Source organism: Stenotrophomonas sp. SrG (assembly GCF_050031795.1).
Taxonomy (GTDB): Bacteria; Pseudomonadota; Gammaproteobacteria; order Xanthomonadales; family Xanthomonadaceae; genus Stenotrophomonas; species Stenotrophomonas rhizophila_A.
Window position 1 is genome coordinate 1 of record NZ_JBNBBE010000709.1, and the last position, 247, is coordinate 247.

The following is a 247-nucleotide window of genomic DNA, read 5'->3' on the forward strand; positions in this document are numbered from 1 at the left end:
GTACGTGCTGGTGGCCAAGCGCAAGCTGCCGATCCGCGCCCCGGGCGTGCTGGTGGCGTTCGTGTTCGGCCCGGTGCTGTATTACGGGCTCGGCCTGGCCGGGCTGGGTGCACCGGGCTTCCAGGTGCCCGAGTGGACCCCGCTGCAGATGGTGCTGCCGTGGCCGACGCTGGGCTTCATCGCTGGCCTGCCCACGGCGATCACCTACCTGCCGCTGCTGCTGCCGATCGGCCTGCTGATGGTGGTG

Annotated in this window: 1 pseudogene; it reads left to right on the top strand. The window is 70.9% G+C overall.

What is annotated here, in order from left to right:
• Window positions 1-247, top strand: a pseudogene (locus ACQG3P_RS21420) (hypothetical protein); the annotation flags it as partial.